General features: G+C 56.3%; 1 protein-coding gene, 1 tRNA gene and 2 pseudogenes. 2 read left to right on the top strand and 2 right to left on the bottom strand.

Annotation, left to right across the window (positions count from 1 at the left end; translation table 11 throughout):
• A pseudogene (locus tag ACW9UQ_RS18545) lies at positions 1-406 on the bottom strand (transposase); the annotation flags it as partial.
• On the opposite strand from ACW9UQ_RS18545, the pseudogene ACW9UQ_RS18540 reads away from it, so the two are divergent.
• Positions 407-649 (top strand): annotated as a pseudogene (locus tag ACW9UQ_RS18540) (hypothetical protein); the annotation flags it as partial. It abuts the pseudogene before it with no gap.
• A gap of 44 nt (positions 650-693) precedes the next feature.
• Here the strand turns inward: ACW9UQ_RS18540 and lipB are convergent.
• Positions 694-1392 (bottom strand): lipoyl(octanoyl) transferase LipB, encoded by a 699-nt coding sequence (lipB, locus tag ACW9UQ_RS18535; protein WP_458932468.1) that lies wholly within the window; start codon positions 1390-1392, stop codon positions 694-696.
• Positions 1393-1465: 73 nt separating this feature from the next.
• Here lipB and ACW9UQ_RS18530 point away from each other — a divergent pair.
• Positions 1466-1552: transfer RNA gene (locus ACW9UQ_RS18530), tRNA-Leu, on the top strand.
• The last annotated feature ends 396 nt before the right edge of the window (positions 1553-1948 follow it).

Genomic DNA, 1948 nt, shown 5'->3' with positions numbered 1-1948 from the left:
GGCTGCCGTCGCGGGTGACGCCCAGGGCCACGTAAACAGCCTTGTTTTTGACCGTCCGGCTGTCCGCGTCCCTGATCTTTACCCTGAGCGCGTCGAAGATGACGATGGGATACATCCGGCCCAGCGCCCGGCTTTGCCATTCGCGGACCTCGTCGAGCACGGCATCGGTGACGCGGCTGATCAGATCTGCCGAGACCTTCAGGCCATAGACATCCTCAAGGTGGGCGCGGATATCCCAGACACTCAGCCCGGCGGCATAGAGACCAACAATCTTGTCATCCATGCCGTCGATCCGCGTCTGGCCTTTCTTGACCAGTTCCGGTTCGAAGCTGCCATCCCGGTCGCGCGGAACCGCAATCGGCATCTCCCCGTCCTGACCCTTCAGAACTTTGCCCGATGTCCCATCCACAAGACGATCCTGCAGGAGTTCTACCAGGTCGCGTTCCGAAAGAAGCTCTACGACAGCATCGACGCGCTGCAGGCCGATCTGGATGAATGGCTGCACCATTACAACCACGAGCGCACGCATCAGGGCAAAATGTGTTGCGGCAGAACACCCATCGAAACTATGATCCCCTCTCGGCAGATTGCTTTGCAATCGCCTGCCGGGCAGTGGACGGGAAAGAAATCTGGCAGGAAAAGTCCGTGAACTGAACTTCACCTGACAGACGCCGCCAGAAAAACGGACAACTGTCAGATCACATCTGAACCACTACAACTGAAAGCATCTGGAAATGTTTTCTGCAGCGCCAGGTCCAAATCATCCATGGTGACCGGCAGTCCAAGATCGACCAGAGAGGTCACGCCATAGCCGCTGATGCCGCAGGGCACGATGCCGTCATAATGCGACAGGTCTGGCTCCATATTGATGGCGATGCCGTGAAATGTCACCCATTTGCGGATGCGCACACCGATGGCCGCGATCTTATCCTCGGCGGGGTGGCCATCGAGCAGGGGGGGCTTGTCGGGGCGGGCGACCCAGACGCCAACGCGGTCTGCACGGCGTTCACCGGTAACGCCGAATTCGGCCAGGGTGGCGATTACCCAGTCTTCCAGTTTTGTAACATAGGCCCGCACATCACGCCCGCGTTTGTTGAGGTCCATCATCACATAAGCGATCCGCTGCCCCGGCCCATGATACGTATATTGCCCGCCGCGCCGCGTCTCGTGCACAGGGAAGCGGTTTGGGTCCGTCAGGTCCGCGCTCTGAGCGCTGGTGCCGGCGGTATAAAGCGGCGGATGCTCTAGCAGCCAAACCTGCTCGGCCGCAGTTCCGGCCAGAATCTGCGAGACCCGATTCTCCATCGCTACACAGGCTTCGGCATACCCGACAACTGTATCACTGCGCGTCCAATCCACCGTCTGGGCGGGGTTTGTCAAAGCATCTTCCATAGAACATCTCCTACGCCTTAGAAGGGGGCTTCACAAGCCGCAGGCGACTTGCTATAGCCCGCAAACTTCAAGTGCGGCTGTGGCGGAATTGGTAGACGCGCAGCGTTGAGGTCGCTGTGGGGTAACACCCGTGGAAGTTCGAGTCTTCTCAGCCGCACCATTTCACATTTTAGCCTATTTTATAAAAAACAAATATTATAGAGGCTTGTGTGGTTTGAATATCTCTTCAATAATTTGTGCCGGTTCCAAGTCTCGATCCAGTTTCGCTTCGAGCCGCCGGATATTCTTTTCCAGCTTGGCAACCTTCTTCTAGTAGGCGGCGATGATGGTCGGGTTCGAGGCTTCGACTATACGCCATTGTAGCGCGTCGATCTGCTTTTTCTGGGCTAGGATGTCGCGGCGAATAACTTCTTTTAAAACCCAATAATCATATCTTTTGAACCGCCCCGGGTTTACCGGAGAGTGGTTGGTTCAAATGTTAGGCTGCTTTTTCAGCGGCCTTCAAGGTTTCGTAGAATTTCTCCTCTGCTTCTTGCGGTGTGATGTATCCGATTGT

Source organism: Halovulum sp. GXIMD14793 (genome assembly GCF_054457435.1).
Note: the sequence above shows the minus strand (reverse complement) of the source record. Positions and strands in the feature narration are given on the sequence as shown.

Bases quoted from the DNA above. Each gene is read 5' to 3' on its own strand.
- lipB (WP_458932468.1), bottom strand. From the start codon at position 1,392: ATGGAAGATGCTTTGACAAACCCCGCCCAGACGGTGGATTGGACGCGC.